The organism is Bradyrhizobium sp. SUTN9-2 (genome assembly GCF_003122645.1).
Lineage (GTDB): Bacteria > Pseudomonadota > Alphaproteobacteria > Rhizobiales > Xanthobacteraceae > Bradyrhizobium > Bradyrhizobium yuanmingense.
The window spans coordinates 7,019,646-7,037,037 of the sequence record NZ_LAXE01000001.1; the positions used below are offsets into that span (position 1 = coordinate 7,019,646).

14 protein-coding genes are annotated in these 17,392 nt (G+C 65.4%); 9 read left to right on the forward strand and 5 right to left on the reverse strand.

Annotated features, from left to right (window positions below; all coding sequences use genetic code 11):
* Positions 1-219: 219 nt before the first annotated feature.
* The 4 genes from XF30_RS32555 (at position 220) to XF30_RS32570 (ending at position 3,908) form a co-directional block, all read left to right on the forward strand.
* Positions 220-1,143, forward strand: coding sequence for an ABC transporter ATP-binding protein (locus XF30_RS32555; RefSeq protein ID WP_109145941.1), 924 nt, complete (start codon positions 220-222; stop codon positions 1,141-1,143).
* Positions 1,140-1,901, forward strand: a complete 762-nt coding sequence (locus XF30_RS32560; RefSeq protein WP_036006407.1) for an ABC transporter permease — start codon at positions 1,140-1,142, stop codon at positions 1,899-1,901. Before XF30_RS32555 ends, XF30_RS32560 begins: the two co-directional genes overlap by 4 nt.
* Positions 1,902-2,064: 163 nt before the next feature.
* The gene (locus XF30_RS32565) at positions 2,065-2,874 is read left to right on the forward strand and encodes a L,D-transpeptidase (RefSeq protein ID WP_081492937.1); all 810 of its coding nucleotides are present in this window, start codon (positions 2,065-2,067) and stop codon (positions 2,872-2,874) included.
* Between the two features lie 38 nt (positions 2,875-2,912).
* Positions 2,913-3,908: a glycerophosphodiester phosphodiesterase gene (locus XF30_RS32570; RefSeq protein WP_109144962.1), complete on the forward strand. Its 996-nt coding sequence runs from the start codon at positions 2,913-2,915 to the stop codon at positions 3,906-3,908.
* Between the two features lie 106 nt (positions 3,909-4,014).
* Here the strand turns inward: XF30_RS32570 and XF30_RS32575 are convergent, their stop codons facing one another.
* Complete coding sequence (locus tag XF30_RS32575; protein WP_036006401.1) at positions 4,015-6,294, reverse strand: fused MFS/spermidine synthase; 2,280 nt, start codon at positions 6,292-6,294, stop codon at positions 4,015-4,017.
* A gap of 218 nt (positions 6,295-6,512) precedes the next feature.
* Between XF30_RS32575 and XF30_RS32580 the strand changes: the two genes are divergently transcribed.
* On the forward strand, positions 6,513-8,123 hold the full coding sequence (locus tag XF30_RS32580; protein WP_109144963.1) for a phytoene desaturase family protein: 1,611 nt from the start codon (positions 6,513-6,515) through the stop codon (positions 8,121-8,123).
* Positions 8,124-8,397: 274 nt separating this feature from the next.
* Here XF30_RS32580 and XF30_RS32585 read toward each other — a convergent pair whose 3' ends face one another.
* The gene (locus XF30_RS32585) at positions 8,398-8,553 is read right to left on the reverse strand and encodes a Flp family type IVb pilin (protein WP_085968950.1); all 156 of its coding nucleotides are present in this window, start codon (positions 8,551-8,553) and stop codon (positions 8,398-8,400) included.
* A 162-nt stretch (positions 8,554-8,715) separates the two neighbouring features.
* Here XF30_RS32585 and XF30_RS32590 point away from each other — a divergent pair, with 162 nt between their 5' ends.
* On the forward strand, positions 8,716-9,603 hold the full coding sequence (locus XF30_RS32590) for a 50S ribosomal protein L11 methyltransferase (protein ID WP_109144964.1): 888 nt from the start codon (positions 8,716-8,718) through the stop codon (positions 9,601-9,603).
* Between the two features lie 39 nt (positions 9,604-9,642).
* On the opposite strand, the gene XF30_RS32595 is transcribed toward XF30_RS32590, so the two are convergent.
* Positions 9,643-9,822: a hypothetical protein gene (locus XF30_RS32595; protein WP_109144965.1), complete on the reverse strand. Its 180-nt coding sequence runs from the start codon at positions 9,820-9,822 to the stop codon at positions 9,643-9,645.
* A 187-nt stretch (positions 9,823-10,009) separates the two neighbouring features.
* Between XF30_RS32595 and XF30_RS32600 the strand changes: the two genes are divergently transcribed.
* Together XF30_RS32600 and XF30_RS32605 are read left to right on the forward strand one after the other, a co-directional pair.
* Positions 10,010-11,839 (forward strand): aminopeptidase P family protein, encoded by a 1,830-nt coding sequence (locus XF30_RS32600; RefSeq protein WP_109144966.1) that lies wholly within the window; start codon positions 10,010-10,012, stop codon positions 11,837-11,839.
* A 231-nt stretch (positions 11,840-12,070) separates the two neighbouring features.
* The gene (locus XF30_RS32605) at positions 12,071-13,345 is read left to right on the forward strand and encodes a multidrug effflux MFS transporter (RefSeq protein WP_036024906.1); all 1,275 of its coding nucleotides are present in this window, start codon (positions 12,071-12,073) and stop codon (positions 13,343-13,345) included.
* Positions 13,346-13,520: 175 nt separating this feature from the next.
* On the opposite strand, the gene ppdK is transcribed toward XF30_RS32605, so the two are convergent.
* On the reverse strand, positions 13,521-16,436 hold the full coding sequence (gene ppdK, locus XF30_RS32610) for a pyruvate, phosphate dikinase (RefSeq protein ID WP_036024905.1): 2,916 nt from the start codon (positions 16,434-16,436) through the stop codon (positions 13,521-13,523).
* Between the two features lie 96 nt (positions 16,437-16,532).
* Positions 16,533-16,688 (reverse strand): DUF3096 domain-containing protein, encoded by a 156-nt coding sequence (locus XF30_RS32615; protein ID WP_008562090.1) that lies wholly within the window; start codon positions 16,686-16,688, stop codon positions 16,533-16,535.
* Between the two features lie 223 nt (positions 16,689-16,911).
* On the opposite strand from XF30_RS32615, the gene XF30_RS32620 reads away from it, so the two are divergent.
* On the forward strand, positions 16,912-17,265 hold the full coding sequence (locus XF30_RS32620) for a DUF1236 domain-containing protein (RefSeq protein ID WP_036006381.1): 354 nt from the start codon (positions 16,912-16,914) through the stop codon (positions 17,263-17,265).
* Positions 17,266-17,392 lie beyond the last annotated feature (127 nt).

Sequence of the window (17,392 nt, forward strand, 5' to 3'; positions counted from 1 at the left end):
ACGCAACAAAGAGGCGCGTGAGCGCCAATCTTAGCAGCAAGCCGTGACCATCGCGCAACACTTGCCCGGAACCTGCCACTAAAGCGCCTGTTTTGAGACCATTTTTCTCCGGGGAATTGCGGAGGGACAATGGCGTTCCTATTTCAGGGCTCCGCCGACCTGTCCTCCTGGATGGTCCGGCCCCCTCCCCAGCCTTTGCTCCTCAGCCTCGCGGCCATCATGTCTTCCATCATCTCCGTCGCCAATCTGTCGAAGACCTATGGGTCCGGCTTCAAGGCACTCAAGAACGTCAATCTCGACATCAAGCGCGGCGAGATTTTTGCGCTGCTCGGCCCCAACGGCGCCGGCAAGACCACGCTGATCTCGATCATCTGCGGCATCGCCAATCCGAGCGAGGGCCGCGTCCTGGTCGGCGGCGAGGACATCCAGACCTCCTACCGCAAGGCGCGCTCGCTGATCGGCCTCGTGCCGCAGGAACTGCACACCGACGCCTTCGAGAGCGTGTGGGCGACCGTGAGCTTCTCCCGCGGCCTGTTCGGCAAGCCGAAGAACCCCGATCACATCGAGAAGGTGCTGAGGGCCCTCTCGCTGTGGGACAAGAAGGACAACAAGATCATCACGCTCTCCGGCGGCATGAAGCGCCGCGTGATGATCGCCAAGGCATTGTCGCACGAGCCGCAGATCCTGTTCCTGGACGAGCCGACCGCCGGCGTCGACGTCGAGCTGCGCAAGGGCATGTGGGAGGTGGTGCGCGGGCTTCAGCAATCCGGCGTCACCATCATCCTGACCACGCATTACATCGAGGAAGCCGAGGAGATGGCCGACCGCATCGGCGTCATCAACAAGGGCGAGATCGTGCTGGTCGAGGACAAGACCACTTTGATGCAGAAGCTCGGCAAGAAGCGGCTGACGCTGCACCTGCAGAACAAGGTGACGGCGTTGCCGGAAAGCCTCAGCCATTACGAGCTCGAGCTCTGCGACGGCGGCGCGACGCTGGTGTACGATTACGACACCCAGGGCGAGCGCACCGGCATCACCAGCCTGCTCGGCGACCTCCGCACCGCCGGCATCCGCTTCAACGACCTCGACACGACGCAATCGTCGCTCGAGGACATTTTCGTCGACCTCGTGAGGACGTCATGAACCACCGCGCCATCCGCGCCATCTACCTGTTCGAAATGGCGCGTACCTGGCGGACCCTGCTGCAAAGCATCGTCTCGCCGGTGGTCTCGACCTCGCTCTATTTCGTGGTGTTCGGCGCTGCGATCGGCTCGCGCATCAGCGAGGTCGAGGGCGTCAGCTACGGCACCTTCATCGTGCCGGGCCTGATCATGCTTTCGGTGCTGACGCAGAGCATCGCCAACGCCTCGTTCGGCATCTACTTCCCGAAATTCACCGGCACGATCTACGAGATCCTGTCGGCGCCGATCTCCTATTTCGAGATCGTGCTCGGCTATGTCGGCGCCGCCGCCACCAAGTCGATCATCCTGGGCCTGATCATCCTGGCGACCGCCGGGCTCTTCGTTCCATTGCATATCCAGCATCCGGTCTGGATGCTGGCCTTCCTGGTGCTGACGGCGGTGACGTTCAGCCTGTTCGGCTTCATCATCGGCATCTGGGCCGACGGATTCGAGAAGCTGCAGATGATTCCGATGCTGGTGGTGACGCCGCTCACCTTCCTCGGCGGCAGCTTCTATTCCATCGACATGCTGCCGCCGACATGGCGCACGGTCGCGCTGCTCAACCCGGTCGTCTATCTGATCTCCGGCTTCCGCTGGAGCTTTTACGAGATCGCCGACGTCAGCGTGTCCGTCAGCATCGGCATGACGTTGGCCTTCCTGGTGATCTGCCTGGTCGTGATCTGGTGGATTTTCCGAACCGGATACCGGCTCAAGAACTGACCACGCGGCGCTCGCGAAAATGTCAGCGCCGCCGGCCGGCGCGGCACAAAGCGGCCTTGCTTACGCCTGCCATCACGTTAACGATGGACAGGCTGGCCGCTGGAACCAACGCCGGGCTGCAGGCATAATGCACGCCGGGGGACGGAGAGCCGCGGCGCTAAGCATGAACAGGCCGGAGGCCAGAAGTCAGATGCGTTCGTTTTTTATTGCTCTCACATCCCTGATGCTTTTGAGCGCGGGCACCGCGCAGGCCAAGGTCGAGATCACCGTCGACAAGGACAATCAGCAGATGACCGTCGCCGTCGACGGGGTCGCGCGCTACCGCTGGCCGGTGTCGACCGGCCTCCCCTCGCGCGAGACGCCGAACGGCGCCTTCCGGGCCTTCCGCATGGAAGAGGATCACTACTCCAAGGAATTCGACGACGCACCGATGCCGCACGCGATCTTCTTCACCAAGGTCGGGCACGCCATCCACGGCACGGACTCGGTCGGCCGGCTCGGCTCGCCGGCATCCCATGGCTGCGTGCGCCTGTCGCGCCAGAATGCCTCGACGCTCTATGCGCTGGTGCAGCAGCAGGGCGTGCTCAACACCACGGTGACGCTGACCGGCTCGGCACAGGTGGCGCTGGCGCGCAATCCGCGCGGCCGCAACAACACTGCGGTGGCCCGCGCCCCGCAGCCGGCCGAAGACCAATACGCCACCACCGGCGCCCCCGTGGACCTGACCCCGCCGGCGCAGCCCGCGCGGCGCTACATGCCGCAGGACGACAATTACATCTACCCGGCCGACGGCAGCGACACCGGCGCGCGCTATCCGGCGCCGCGCTCGGCCACCCGCCCGCTCTACGACGCGCAGGTCTATCAGCAGCAGCCGCGGCCTTATTACGACCAGGGCTACGGCCAGCAGGGCTATTACTATCAGCCGCAGCCGCGGCAGGTTTATCAGCCGCGCGGCTACTACTATCAGAACTGACCCGGCGACCATCAACCGCCCTTGACCGTCGAGGCACCATGCCATCACGTGCCACGACAATCCCGGTGCTGCTCTCGCTGCTCACTGCCGGACAAGCCATGGGATCTGATTTGGCCTTCGACCTCGAGGCGCATCGCGGCGGGCGGGCGCTGCTGCCGGAAAACACCCTGCCCGCCTTCGCCCATTCGCTGACGATGGGCGTGGACACGCTGGAGCTCGACGTCGGCGTCACCGCCGACGGCGAAGTGATCGTCGCGCATGAGCGCGGGCTCAATCCCGATCTCGCACGGCGGCCCGATGGCGCCTACATCGCTCCGCCCGGCACGCCGTTCGTGAAATTGCGGCTCGACGAGATCAGGACCTATGACGTCGGCCAGATTCGGCCGGACAGTGCCTATGCGAAACAATTTCCGGGCCAGCGTGCCGTCCCGGGGACTCGCATTCCCACCTTGCGCGAGCTGTTCGCGCTGGTGCGCAAGTCCGGCAACAGGCAAGTGCGCTTCAACATCGAGACCAAGATCGATCCGAACCGTCCCGATGAAACGCTTGATCCGCAAGAATTCGTCGCGAAGCTGCTCGGGGTGATCGAGACCGAGGGAGTCTCCGATCGCGTCATGATCCAGTCGTTCGACTGGCGAACCTTGCGTCGCGTCCAGCAGCAGGCGCCGAACATCCCGACCGCGTACCTGACGATCCAGCGCAGCCTGGCTCCGACGGTAGCGCTCGACAAGGCGACAAACTGGACGGCGGGGTTCAACCCGGCCGATCACGCCGGCTCGCTGCCGCGCACGATCAAGGCTGCGGGCGGCGCGATCTGGTCGCCCTATTTCGGCGACGTGACCGCGCCTCTGGTCTCCGAGGCCCACGCGCTCGGACTGCGCGTCGTGGTCTGGACGGTGAACAAGCGTGAAGACATGACGCACATGATCGAGCTCGGCGTCGACGGCATCATCTCGGACAGACCGGATCTATTACGAGAGGTGGCCGGCGCTAAGGGAATTGCGCTGCCGGTGGGGACGCCCGTGGCGCCGTAGTTGCGATGCCTCGTAGCCCGGATGGAGCGCAGCGAAATCCGGGACAGTACCACGCCGGGAGCGCCCCCGGATTGCGCTTCGCTCCATCCGGGCTACGAAGAGAGCCCTACTCGCCGTCCTTCCAACGCCGATACAGCGCGCCCAGGATGTTCGAATAGTCATCGGTCCAGACCCGCACCCTGTCGTCGGCTTCGGTCTGTTCCCATTGCTTGGAGGACGCGAGCCTGCCGATGTCGGCCTCCTCGCGCGCGGAGATGACGACGTCGGTGGAGAAGATGTAGTCACCATCGCGCCCGGAATCCTCGTTGAAGACCCAGCTCTTGAGATCATTGGCGTCCGCGATACCGACGACGACGGTTTCGAGGTCCAGATGCCGGTTGGAGACGTGCATCACCACGGCACCGTGCGGCGCGAGCTTGTCCTTGTAGATCTTCATCGCCTCTTCGGTCGCAAGATGGATCGGGATCGCGTCGGACGAATAGGCGTCGACGATGACGAGATCATAGGCGCCGTCGGGCTCCTTGGCGAAGGTGAGGCGCGCATCCCCGATGACGGGCTTCATGTCGGGCATGCAGCTCGAGATGTAGCGGAAATTCCTGGGATCACGCGCCGCATCGACCATGGACTGGTCGATCTCGAAGAAGGTCCAGTCCTCCCCCTGCTCGGCGGCGCAGGCGAGCGTGCCGGAGCCGACGCCGATCGCGGCGACCTTCAGCGGCGCGCCCTTGCGCTCGCGGATCGCGCTGACGGCCTGACCGATGCCGCCGTCCTTGTGGTAATAGGTGATCGGCTCGGGCCGGCCGGCAACAGGCGTGCCGTCATTGTTGCGGAAACGCTCGGCGCCATGAATGGTGGTGCCGTGCATCAGCACGTGGAAATAACCGCCCGGCGTCACCACGATCTTGTGCACGCCGAAGAAGCTGCGCACGGTCGTGACGCGGCCCTCGTCCGCGGGATAGACGCGGATCAACGCCAGCGCCAGCACGACGGTGGCAAAGATCTTCCAGCGCCCGGCATTGAGGATCAGCGCGAGCAGCGCGGCGAGCACGCCGACGGCGCCGGCGACCCAGACACGATGATCCTCGAACCAGGTCGAGAGGCCACCGGTCGTATATGACGGCGCGATGAGCGCCACCGCGAGCGCGGCGAGCGCCAGCCAGTACCATTTGACGATTGCGGCCAGCCGCTCATTCGCGGACGGACGGCACAGCGCGGCAAGCGCGATCAGGATCGGATATTCGGCGATCCACGAGAAGGTGAAGGGCGCAACCAGCCCCGCGAACAAGCCGCCGACCATGCCGCCGAACGACAACGCGACATAGAAGCCGGTGAGATATTTGGCGGCAGGCCGCGTCCGCGCCAGCTCGCCGTGGCAGGCCATGGCGATGACGAAGAAGCAGAGTTGATGTCCGCCGAGGGTCAGCAGCAGGTTCTGCTCGCCGCCGAAAGCCAGCAGGACGACGACGCCCGCAATCGCGACCGGCTGGAGCATCAGCATCCATTTGTGCGGCAGCAGCGGCCGCGACTGGAACACGACGACCCAGGTCAAGAGGTAAAGCGACAGCGGCAGCACCCACAAAAGCGGCGCCGCCGCGACGTCGGTCGAGATGTGCGCGGTGACGGCGATGAGCAGGCCCGATGGCACGGCGGCGAGGAAGATCCAGCGCAGCCGCGTCAAGAGGCCGGGCGCGGGTGCATTCACGTCCTCGGCCCGCGTGTCGGTCAGCGCCAACTTCGGCGAACGCAACAACAGCACGCCGCAGGCGCCGATGAGGAGGATCAGCAGGCCATAGCCACCGGTCCAGAACCGGTTCTGCATCTGCAGCGTGAACATCGGCTCCAGCAGGAACGGATAGGACAACAGCGCGAGGAAGCTGCCGACATTGGAGGAGGCGTAGAGGAAATAGGGATCGTGCCCGGCCGGATGGCCGGTGCGGACGAACCAGGCCTGCAGCAGCGGATTGTTCGCGGCGAGCGCAAAGAACGGCAGCCCGATCGAGACCGCGAACAGGGCGAGCAGCCAGACTGCGTAGCCCGAAGCCGGCGGCTCGCCATAGGCGGAGGCGATGCCGAGCGGCAGCGTTGCGAAGGCGGCGAACAGCAGCACCAGATGTACCGCGACGGGGACGATCCGGTTCCGCGCCTGCATCAGCAGATGCGCATAGGCATAGCCGGCCAGCAGCAGCGACTGGAAGAACACCATGGCCACCGACCACACCGCCGGCGAGCCGCCGAGCCGCGGCAGCACCATCTTGGTGAACAGCGGCTGAACCGAGAACAGCAGCAGCGCGCTGACGAAGATCGCAGCGGTGTAGACCGTCAGCAGCAGCCGGTTGCGCGACGACGACGGCTGCTCCGTGGCGGCGGGTTGCACGATCGAATCCATGAATGCTCCGGCTTAAACCCCGGCGGGCGCCGGATCGCGCGCAATGGAGCACAAGGCGCCTGGACGGGCAATAAAGTGTGGCGTGATGTTGCAGCAAGGAATGCCTGATATAAGAGGGTCGTTCCGGGCGATGCAAAGCATCGAACCCGGAACCTCGAGATTCCGGGTTCTCGCTTCGCGAGCCCCGGAATGACAGTAGACCGGGCCTCGCATTCTTCATGACAGATACCGACGTCATCATCATCGGCGCGGGCCATAACGGCCTCACCTGCGCGACCTATCTGGCAATGGCGGGCCTGCGCGTGCGCGTGGTCGAACGGCGCAAGGTGGTCGGCGGTGCCGCGGTGACGGAGGAGTTTCACCCCGGCTTTCGCAATTCTGTCGCCGCCTACACCGTGAGCCTGCTCAATCCGCAGGTGATCCGTGACCTCAAGCTTGCCGAGCAGGGCCTGCGCATCGTCGAGCGGCGTGCGCAGAATTTTCTGCCCGCGCCAGACGGCAGCTATCTCCTCACCGGCGAGGGGCGAACGAAAGCCTCGGTGGCGCGGCTCAGCGCGCATGATGCGGAAGCGCTCGACGGCTTCGCGCGCGAGCTGGAAGACATTGCCGACGTGCTCAGGCGGTTCGTGCTGCGCGCGCCGCCGAACCTGCTCGACGGTTTTGGTACCAACGCGGTCCGCGAGGCGGTGAACGCTTTGCAGAGCGCCAACATTCTGCGCGGCCTGACGCTGGAACAAAGCCGCAGCCTGCTCGATCTGTTCACGCGCTCGGCCGGCGAGATGCTGGACGAACGTTTCGAGCACGATCTGGTCAAGGCGCTGTTCGGCTTCGACGCCATCGTCGGCAATTATGCCAGCCCCTACGCCGCCGGCTCGGCCTATGTGATGCTGCATCACGCGTTCGGGGAGGTGAACGGCAAGAAGGGCGTGTGGGGCCACGCCATCGGCGGCATGGGCGCGATCACGCAGGCGATGGCGCGCGCGGCACGCGACCGTGGCGTCGTGATCGACACGGATGCCGGTGTGCGCGAGGTCATCGTCGAGCGAGACCGCGCCGTCGGAATCGTGCTGGAGAACGGCTCTGCGATCCGCGCGAAATATGTCGCGGCCAATGTCAATCCAAAGCTGCTCTACACGCGCCTGATCGCGGCCGATGCTCTGCCTGCGGACTTCCTCGCCCGCATCCGGCATTGGAAGAACGGCTCCGGCACCTTCCGGATGAATGTGGCGCTGGACCGCCTGCCCTCCTTCACGGCGCTCTCAGGCGAGGGCGATCACCTCACCTCCGGCATCATCCTGGCGCCGAGCCTCGGCTATATGGATCGCGCCTGGCTCGACGCGCGCGCGCAGGGCTGGAGCCGCGAGCCCGTCGTGGAAATGCTGATCCCCTCGACGCTCGACGACACGCTGGCCCCGGCCGGCAAGCATGTCGCGAGCCTGTTCTGTCAGCATGTCGCACCAGGGCTTCCCGATGGAAAGTCGTGGGACGACCATCGCGACGAGGTCGCCGATCTCATGATCGCGACGGTGGATAAAAACGCCCCGGGCTTCGCGGCGAGCGTGCTCGGCCGTCAGATCCTGTCTCCGCTCGATCTCGAGCGGCAATTCGGGCTGCTCGGCGGCGACATCTTCCACGGCGCGCTGACGCTGAACCAGTTGTTCTCGGCGCGGCCGATGCTGGGCCACGCCGATTATCGCGGGCCGCTGAGAGGCCTTTACCATTGCGGATCCGGCGCCCATCCCGGCGGCGGCGTCACCGGCGCCCCCGGCCATAACGCCGCGCAGGCGATCCTGCGGGATCACCGCGCCCTGTTCGGGAGCCGTGGATAGGGCTGTGGATTGGCGGTGGACAGGCTGTCGAAAGGCCTGTGAGCGGCCAGAGGAGGCCTGGGCGATACGGCCAGGAGCGATCCTGGGGAAAGCCGGTGGGAAATCGGCGAGGCGATCAGGGGAAAAGTGGTGGATAAAGTCCGGACAAGCAGGCGGATAAGCTGTGAAGTCGGGCGGCAAAAACGACCTCGCCCGCCAGGGGAAACCCCTAGCAGGCGGTGATCAGGAACAGCCTTTGAAGAAAATAGCCCCCGCTGGAAAATGGCGGCGGAAATTACTTCAAGGAGGTGCTAATCGAAGTGAACTTCTCGTTCATGGTAGTGCCCAGGCCGTTCACCACGGTAATGATCGCCAGGGCGATACCCGCGGCGATCAGGCCGTATTCAATCGCGGTTGCACCGGACTCATCCGACCAGAACTTCTGAATCATGCGCTTCAAGACTCGCCTCCGTTTCAATTCAAAGCTGCGTGGACTTGCTTGTACATCCGAAAATATACGGGCCACACACTGCAGGCGCGTTAATATGGGAACCTCAACTTGTCCGAAAACTGGGCACTAAAAGTTCCAAAAATTGAACGCGACGGAACCTAAATGCAGCCTTCCCCGACCCATCGCGCCAGCTTTTCAATCGGCAGCGAAGCCGACGCCAAGGGCGTCGTCGACCTGCTCACCGAGATCTTTTTCGACGGCGATGCGGCGGTCGCCGCGTTCGAACGGCCTGACGGACGCTGGGACGTCACGTTGCATTTCGCCGCAGCGCCCGATCAGGCATGGCTGCGCGAACTCGTTGCAACTTCAGCAGGAAATGAGGTCGCGGCGACGCTCGTCTTCGACACTGTCGAAGCCAAGGACTGGGTCAAAGCCAGCCTTGAAGATCTCGTCCCGGTGCCGGCCGGCCGCTTCGTCGTGCACGGCAGCCACGATCGCGACCGTGTGGCGCCGAACAAGCTTGCCATCGAGATCGAGGCGGCGCTCGCCTTCGGCACCGGTCACCATGGCACGACGCGCGGCTGTTTACTTCTGCTTGACCATGTCCTGAAGAGCTCCCGCCCAAGGAGCCTGCTCGATCTCGGCACCGGCACGGGCGTGCTGGCGATCGCGGCGGCGAAGGCGCTGCATCGCGCGGTGCTCGCTTCCGACATCGATCCGCCATCGGTCCGGGTGGCCGCCGAGAACGCCACGCTGAACGAAGTTGGCAACCATGTGCGGGTGATCCGCGCGACCGGCTTTGCCGCGCCAGATTTTGCGCGTGCAGGCCCGTTCGACCTGGTGCTCGCCAATATCCTTGCCAATCCGTTGCGGCAATTGGCGAGCCCGATGACGCGGCACCTTGCGCCTGGCGCCCCCGTCATCCTCTCCGGCCTCTTGACGCACCAGGCGCCCGCCGTGATCGCCGCCTACCGCGCCCGCGGCCTCGTGCCGGTGAAGCATCTGCGCATCGAGGGGTGGAGCAGTCTGCTGCTGAGGAAGGTGGGATGAACTAACCGCGTCGCGACGGCGGTGCGCTCCCTCGCCGCGCTACTCGGCCGGCTTCTCGTCGCGGCGTGACGCGCGCTTGCCCCGCAAGGCGCGTTTGGCGCGGCGCTCGGCGAAACGGTCGATCATCTGGCTGATGAGGCCGCGCGGCTTCTTCGGTACTGCCGCTATCGGAGCGCGGCGCGCCGGAGGCGAAATCTTCTCAAAGGTGAACGCTGGCATTGTGTGTCCCCTCGCCGTTGAGATGAACCACCCGCTCGAATTTCCCTGTTATCCGGACGAAGCGCAACTGCCGCATCCTTTACTCCACTCAATTCGAATGGAACTATTTCAAGCACAGTCCATGCCAGATGCGACGCAAATGCGTCTACATTGCGGACTGATCTCCATGATCCTAAAGTGATCCACCATGTTCGAAGCGCACTTCCAGACATTCGAGGAGCCGGAGGCCGGCGTCGCGTTGGCGGCACGACTGGCCGCACTTCGCGAAGAACTTGCCCGTCGCAAGTTGACCGGCTTCGTCGTGCCACGTGCCGACCAGCAGCAGAACGAATATGTGCCGCCATCGGAAGAGCGGCTCGCCTGGCTGACCGGCTTTACCGGCTCGGCGGGACTAGCAGTGGTTCTGCCGCAGGAGGCTGCGCTGTTCGTCGACGGCCGCTACACGCTGCAGGCGGCCAAGCAGGTCGATGCCAAGGCATGGGTAGTGGAATCGCTGATCGACCCGCCGCCGGAGAGCTGGGTGGCGGCGCATCTGAAAGCCGGCGACCGCCTCGGATTTGATCCGTGGCTGCACACTTTTTCGGCAGCCGAGCGATTGTCCGCCGCCTGCGCCAAGGCCGGGGCCGAGCTGGTCGCGGTCGACAGCAATCCGATCGACGCGATCTGGCAGGACCGGCCGCAGCCGCCGATCGCCCCCGTCGCGGTGCACAGCCTTCAGCACGCCGGTATCACTGAAGCGGAGAAGCTGACCCAGATCAGGGCCGAGATCGCCAAGCTCGGCACCGATGCCTTGGTGCTGTCGGACAGTCACGCGGTGGCCTGGACCTTCAACATCCGCGGCGCCGACGTCGCCCATACGCCGCTGCCACTGTCCTACGCGCTGGTACCGAAGGACGGCCGTCCCACCATCTTCATCGACCACCGCAAGCTCTCCAACCTCACGCGCGACCATCTCGAGCAGTCCGCCGACGTGCGCGAACCGGACGCCATGGCGCCGACGCTGATGGCGCTGGCCAAGAGCGGTGCGGCCATTGCGCTCGACAATGCCACAGCGGCCGACGCACTCAGCCGCCTGATCAGCGGAGCCGGCGGCAAGCCGGTGCGCGGCAGCGATCCGGTTGCATTGCTCAAGGCGGTCAAGAACGCGACCGAGATCAAGGGCACCAAGACGGCTCATTTGCGCGACGCCGTGGCGCTGGCACGCTTCCTCGCCTGGATCGATCGCGAGGCGCCAAGCGGCAAGCTCACCGAGATCGACGCGGTCGAGGCGCTGGAAACCTTCCGCCGCGACACTGGCGCGCTCAGGGACGTCTCGTTCCCGACCATCTCCGGCACCGGCCCGAACGGCGCCATCGTGCATTACCGCGTCACCCGCAAGAGCAACCGGCGGATCGCGCCCGGCGATCTCCTGCTGATCGATTCCGGCGCGCAATATGAAGACGGCACCACCGACGTCACGCGCACCATGGCGGTCGGCGAGCCGACGGATGAGATGCGCGACCGCTTCACCCGCGTGCTGCGCGGCCACATCGCGATCGCGCGCGCCGTCTTTCCGGACGGCACCACGGGCGCGCAACTCGACACGCTGGCGCGGCAACATCTCTGGGCCGTCGGGCTCGATTTCGAGCACGGCACCGGCCACGGCGTCGGCAGCTATCTCTCGGTGCACGAAGGACCGGCGCGAATTTCGAAGCTCGGCACCACGCCGCTGAAGCGCGGCATGATCCTGTCGAACGAGCCCGGCTATTACAAGACCGATGGCTTCGGCATCCGCATCGAGAATCTCGAGCTGGTCGTCGCCGCCGACATCAAGGGTGCCGAGAAGCCGATGAACGCGTTCGAGACGCTGACCCTGGCGCCGATCGACCGCCGTCTGATCGATGTCGCGATGCTGAGCCGCGACGAGCTCGATTGGCTGAACGCGTACCATGCGCGCGTCAGGGACGACGTGCGGCCGGCGCTGGACGAGGCGACGAAGACCTGGCTCGATCAGGCCACGGCGGAGCTGAAGCTCTAACTCCGTCATAAGACTGCCTGCGTAGGGTGGGCAAAGCATCCGCTGCCGCTCGAAGAGCGGAGGCGGATGCGTGCCCACCATCCATCTCCGGGTGACGGCAGCAATGGTGGGCACGCCGCGCAAAGAGCGCGTCTTTGCCCACCCACAGGCCCAGCGCCTTGACGCCTCGCGCATAGCCGTATGCCGAAATGAGCGTATTCGCTCGCAACGCGATGCGGCTAGTGTCCGGCGATGCACGGCATCATCAGCAAGCCGCCCGAAGCGGCCGGCAACCTCGCGACCTCGCGTCTGGTGTTGCTGCTGCTGGTGGTGATGACCGGGGTCGCACCGATCTCGCTCTACATCCTGGTTCCGGCGCTGCCGGTGCTGGCGACGGATTTCGGCAGCGACATCTCGATCGCGCAGATGACGGTGTCGCTCTACATGGTCGGCATCGCGCTGTCGCAGCTGATCATGGGCCCGCTGTCGGACCGGTTCGGGCGGCGTCCGGTGCTGCTCGGAGGACTTGCACTGATGGTGGCGGCCAGCGTCGCCTGCATTTTCGCCGAGACCCTGCCGCAATTGATCGCCGCACGCTTCTTCCAGGCGCTCGGCGGCGCATCCGGCATGGTGATCAGCCGGGCCATCATCCGCGACATCTACGAGCGCGACCGCGTCGCCTCGATGATCAGCCTCGTGGTCGCGGCGCTGATGATCGGGCAGATGGTCTCGCCGCTCACCGGCGGCCTGATCGAGACCGCGTTGGGATGGCGCGCGATCTTTTATGCCATCACCATCGCCGCCATCGTCGTTGCCGTCGGGATCGCCTTGGCGCTGCCTGAGACCCGCCGCAGCCGCGCCGCCGGCAGCGGCTTCCGCGGCGATATCGGCATGCTCATCCGCAACCGCGCCTTCGTCGGCTATGTGATGTGCCAAGTGCTGGCGTCCCAGATCATCTTCACCTTCGCCGGTGGCGGGCCCTACATCGTGGTGACGCAGATGGGCCGCAGCAGCGCTGAATACGGCGCCTGGTTCGCGACGACGGGCTTTGCGTTTCTGGTCGGCAACCTGCTCTGCGTGCGCTTTGCGCCGCGCCACTCACTGGAGAAGCTGATCTGGTTCGGGCTCGCCCTGCAGCTCTGCGGCAGCCTTGCGAACCTGCTCTGGAGCTTCGTCGGTTGGAACGAGGCGCCCGCCTGGCTGTTCGGCACCCATATGATCGTGATGGCCGGCAATGCCTTCGTGATGGCGAATTCCGCCGCCGGCGCCATCAGCATCCGTCCCGAAGCGGCCGGCACCGCCTCGGGCGCGATGGGCTTCCTGCAGCAAGGCATTGGCGCGCTGATGTCGCAGTTCGGCGCCTATCTCGGCGGCCACTCCGCAACGACGCTGCCGCTGACCTCCGCGGTCCTCGCGATCTCGATCCTTTGCGCCTGCGTGATGATGTTCGTCGTGCCCCGCCGCGAGGCGGTAGCGAGCGAGGCGCTGATCGGGCAGGCCGAGGAGGATGAGACGGGGATGATGTGAGGGGCGCCGAGTAGAGTCCCTCTGCGGAACGACTCTGGATTGCTTCGTGGAGCCTGTCATCGGGCCGCGCTTTGCGCGGACCCGGTGGCTCGCAATGACGACGCGGAGAGAGCAGTGCCAAAAATGAGAGGCGGGGCTGGGCCCCGCCTCTCTCAATTCAAGTCTGTGTTTCGGCTTACGCCTGGCTCGCGATCGCCTTGCCGAGCGCGGCCTGCGCCGCTGCAAGCCGCGCGATCGGCACGCGGTAGGGCGAGCAGGAGACGTAGTCGAGACCGATATGGTGGCAGAAGGCGACGGAGGCGGGATCGCCGCCGTGCTCGCCGCAGATGCCGACCTTGAGCGAAGTGCGGGTCTTGCGGCCGCGGGCGACGCCGATCTTGACCAGCTCGCCGACGCCTTCCTGATCGAGCGAGATGAAGGGATCGACCGTGAGGATGCCCTTCGCCACATAGGGACCGAGGAAGCTCGCCGCGTCGTCGCGGCTGATGCCGTAGGTCGTCTGCGTCAGGTCGTTGGTGCCGAACGAGAAGAACTCGGCCGACTGCGCGATCTCGCCCGCGAGCAGGCAGGCGCGCGGCAGCTCGATCATGGTGCCGACCTGATAGGCCAGCTTGGTGTTGGTCTCGCGCATCACGGCCTGTGCGGTGGCATCGATCCGTGCCTTGACCAGGTCGAGCTCGGCCTTGGTCGCGATCAGCGGCACCATCACCTCGAGGCCGACGGCCTTGCCGGTGCGCTTCTGCGCCTCGACCGCCGCCTCGAAGATCGCGCGGGCCTGCATCTCGGCGATCTCGGGATAGGCGATGGCGATGCGGCAGCCGCGGAAGCCGAGCATCGGGTTGAACTCCGAGAGCTCCCGGGCGCGGTCGGCGAGGCGCCGCGGGTCGGTGTTCATGGCGCGCGCCACTTCCTCGACCTCGGCATGGGTGTGCGGCAGGAATTCATGAAGGGGAGGATCCAGAAGCCGGATCGTGACGGGCAGGCCCTTCATGATCTCGAACAGCTCGACGAAGTCGGCGCGCTGCATCGGCAGCAGTTTTGCCAGCGCGGCGCGGCGCGACTGCTCGTCCTCGGAGAGGATCATCTCGCGCACCGTGCGGATGCGCGTCTCCTCGAAGAACATGTGCTCGGTGCGGCAGAGGCCGATGCCTTCCGCGCCGAACTTGATCGCGGTGCGCGCGTCGTCCGGCGTGTCGCCGTTGACCCGGACGCCGATCTTGCGGACCTGGTCGGCCCAATTCATCAGCGTGCCGAACTCGCCGGACAGCTCCGGCTCGATCATCGGCATGCGGCCGGCGAGCACCTGGCCGAGCGAGCCGTCGATGGTGATGACATCACCGGTCTTGAAGGTGCGCGAGCCGATGCTCATGGTGCCGCGGCCGTAATCGACGCGGATGGTCCCGCAGCCGGAGACGCAGGGCTTGCCCATGCCGCGCGCGACCACCGCCGCGTGCGAGGTCATGCCGCCGCGCGTGGTCAGGATGCCTTCGGCGGCGTGCATGCCGTGGATGTCTTCCGGGCTGGTCTCGATGCGGACCAAAATCACCTTGCGTCCGTCGCCCTGAAGCTTGGCCGCCTCGTCCGAGGAGAACACGATCTCGCCGGAGGCCGCACCCGGCGAAGCCGGCAGGCCGGTTGCGATCACGTCGCGCTTGGCGTTGGGATCTATGGTCGGATGCAGGAGCTGGTCGAGCGAGGCCGGATCGATCCGCGTCACCGCTTCCTTCTTCGAGATCAGGCCCTCATTGGCGAGCTCGACCGCGATGCGCAGCGCCGCCTTGGCGGTGCGCTTGCCGCCGCGGGTTTGGAGCATCCAGAGCTTACCCTGCTCGACGGTGAACTCCATGTCCTGCATGTCGCGGTAGTGCTTCTCGAGCAGCGTGTAGATCCGCGTCAGCTCCTTGAAGGCTTCCGGCATCGCCGCTTCCATCGACGCCTTGTCGGAGCCCGACTCCTTCCGCGCCTCCTCGGTGATGTCCTGCGGCGTGCGGATGCCCGCGACCACGTCCTCGCCTTGCGCGTTGATCAGGAACTCGCCGTAGAGCTTGCTCTCGCCGGTCGAGGGGTTGCGGGTGAAGGCAACGCCCGTGGCCGAGGTCTCGCCCATGTTGCCGAACACCATGGCCTGCACGTTGACCGCGGTGCCCCAGGATTCCGGAATGTCGTGCAGCTTGCGGTAGGTCACCGCGCGCGCATTCATCCAGGATGAGAAGACCGCGCCGATCGCGCCCCAGAGCTGGTCGTGCGGATCCTGCGGGAATTCCTTGCCGGTCTCGCGTGCGACCGCGTCCTTGTACTTGCCGACCAGCTCGACCCAGTCCTCGGCGGACAGATCGGTGTCGAGCGTGTAGCCCTGGCTGTCCTTGAAGGTGTCGAGGATCTCCTCGAAGTGATGATGCTCGAAGCCGAGCACCACGTCGGAATACATCGTGATGAAGCGGCGATAGCTGTCATAGGCGAAACGGCGGTCGCCCGACAGCTCGGCCAGCGCTTCCACGGTCTGGTCGTTGAGGCCGAGATTGAGCACGGTGTCCATCATGCCCGGCATCGAGGCGCGCGCGCCGGAGCGCACCGAGACGAGCAGCGGGTTCCTGGTGTCGCCGAACACCTTGCCGGTCAACTTGCCGACATAGTCGAGCGCCTTCTCAACCTGCGGCTTCAGTTCCTTCGGGTAGGTCTTGTCGTGCTCGTAGAAATAGGTGCAGACCGAGGTCGGGATGGTGAAGCCCGGAGGCACCGGCAGGCCGAGATTGGCCATCTCAGCGAGGTTGGCGCCCTTGCCGCCGAGCAGGTCGCGCATTTCCGTCCGGCCCTCGGCCTTGCCGTCACCGAACGTGTAGACCCATTTGCCGGCCTTCGCCGCTGCCGGCGCCGCCTTGGCAGGCACAACCTTCTTCGGCGCAGGCTTCGCGGCAACCTTCGGCGAAGCCGCCTTGGTCATTGCCTTTGCCACCGGCTTTGCAGTGGGTTTGGCGACCGGCTTCGGCGCGCTCTTGGCCAGCGCCTTGCGGGCCGCCGGCGCGGCCTTCGCCTTGGCGGAGGGCTTTGATTTCGCTGCAGTTTTAGAAGGCTTCGAGGCGGCTTTGGCCATAGCTTGCACACAACCTGCGAGAGGAATGGGAAATCGCGGGCCTTACACCACTTTGGGCGGGCCCGCGCAAGACGGACAGTTCCGAAAAGTGAACGCCTAGAAGCGGAGCCACTTCAGGAGCCCGAGCCCGATCGCGCCGTTGACGATGAGGAAGATCGCGACGATGAGGTTGAGAAGCCGCGGCATGATCAGGATGAGCACGCCCGCAATCAACGACAGGATCGGCGAAATGTGGGCGACGGTGATGTGCATGAACTATCTTTCTGTGAGGTGAGGCGAATCGCGCGCGGATCATAACCGGATGGGTTCCGGGAGTAGAGATGCGCAAGGGCTGCAGCGAGTTCCGGCCTCACGAAAACTGCCCGAAATTGCCGCGAATGCGGCATGCCTTTTGCCGGAACATTGGCTTGAGGCACGCATTGGCAACCGGTCGCGCCGCTGGCGCGCCCGCAGAATCACGTCGAAGGAGTTATCCATGCGGAACAGGATTTTTGCTCTCGCAGCGCTCGCGGCCGCAACCGGCGCGCCCCTTGCGGCGCAGGCGCAAAGCGATGTCACGATTGGACGCGCGCCCGCCATGGTCGACGGCGCGCCGACGATTGCCGTCGAACAACGGCCCGCCTTCCGCGAATATGTCGTCGAACAACGTGTGCCGCCCTTCCGCATTCCGGATCGCGTGGTGGTCGGCACCACCTTACCCGAGGCAGGCGTCACCTATTATGACGTGCCGCAACGTTTCGGCGCCACGACCTATCGCTACACCGTCGTGAACGGCGAAACCGTGCTGGTCGAGCCGCGCTCGCGCCGCATCGTCGAGGTGCTGGACTAAAGACGCAGCCGCTCCATTCGATGTCCGGCGCGTCACATCAGGCTGGCGCGAGCAGTGTTAAATCGGACATCAGGCCCCGCCCGGTCCTCCCCCCGCCGGGCGGGGCTTCTTTGGGCAAGCCACATCA

Coding starts and splice junctions, on each gene's coding strand:
- XF30_RS32585 (WP_085968950.1), bottom strand. CDS start 8,553: ATGATTCAGAAGTTCTGGTCGGATGAGTCCGGTGCAACCGCGATTGAA.
- XF30_RS32565 (WP_081492937.1), top strand. CDS start 2,065: ATGAACAGGCCGGAGGCCAGAAGTCAGATGCGTTCGTTTTTTATTGCT.
- XF30_RS32560 (WP_036006407.1), top strand. CDS start 1,140: ATGAACCACCGCGCCATCCGCGCCATCTACCTGTTCGAAATGGCGCGT.
- XF30_RS32600 (WP_109144966.1), top strand. CDS start 10,010: ATGTTCGAAGCGCACTTCCAGACATTCGAGGAGCCGGAGGCCGGCGTC.
- XF30_RS32570 (WP_109144962.1), top strand. CDS start 2,913: ATGCCATCACGTGCCACGACAATCCCGGTGCTGCTCTCGCTGCTCACT.
- XF30_RS32590 (WP_109144964.1), top strand. CDS start 8,716: ATGCAGCCTTCCCCGACCCATCGCGCCAGCTTTTCAATCGGCAGCGAA.
- XF30_RS32575 (WP_036006401.1), bottom strand. CDS start 6,294: ATGGATTCGATCGTGCAACCCGCCGCCACGGAGCAGCCGTCGTCGTCG.
- XF30_RS32605 (WP_036024906.1), top strand. CDS start 12,071: ATGCACGGCATCATCAGCAAGCCGCCCGAAGCGGCCGGCAACCTCGCG.
- XF30_RS32555 (WP_109145941.1), top strand. CDS start 220: ATGTCTTCCATCATCTCCGTCGCCAATCTGTCGAAGACCTATGGGTCC.
- XF30_RS32615 (WP_008562090.1), bottom strand. CDS start 16,688: ATGCACATCACCGTCGCCCACATTTCGCCGATCCTGTCGTTGATTGCG.
- XF30_RS32595 (WP_109144965.1), bottom strand. CDS start 9,822: ATGCCAGCGTTCACCTTTGAGAAGATTTCGCCTCCGGCGCGCCGCGCT.
- XF30_RS32580 (WP_109144963.1), top strand. CDS start 6,513: ATGACAGATACCGACGTCATCATCATCGGCGCGGGCCATAACGGCCTC.
- ppdK (WP_036024905.1), bottom strand. CDS start 16,436: ATGGCCAAAGCCGCCTCGAAGCCTTCTAAAACTGCAGCGAAATCAAAG.
- XF30_RS32620 (WP_036006381.1), top strand. CDS start 16,912: ATGCGGAACAGGATTTTTGCTCTCGCAGCGCTCGCGGCCGCAACCGGC.